Annotated in this window: 1 rRNA gene; it reads left to right on the forward strand. The window is 48.8% G+C overall.

Features of this window, described 5'->3' with window-relative positions:
* Positions 1–254, forward strand: a 23S ribosomal RNA gene (locus H5R88_RS02180); the annotation flags it as partial.

Raw genomic sequence — 254 nt, forward strand, 5'->3', positions numbered from 1 at the left:
TTGACGATGGAGGGACGCAGGAGGCTAAGCAAACCGTACGATTGGAAGAGTACGGCCAAGCAGTAAGTCAGGATGTGAGTCAAATGTTTACATCCGAGTTGACAAGCTGTGATGGGGAGCGAAATTTAAGTAGCGAAGTTGCCGATGTCACACTGCCAAGAAAAGCTTCTAAGGAGTAGTTAACTGCCCGTACCGCAAACCGACACAGGTAGTCGAGGAGAGAATCCTAAGGTGAGCGAGAGAACTCTCGTTAA

Origin of the sequence: Limosilactobacillus agrestis (assembly GCF_014145585.1) — a bacterium.
Lineage (GTDB): Bacteria > Bacillota > Bacilli > Lactobacillales > Lactobacillaceae > Limosilactobacillus > Limosilactobacillus agrestis.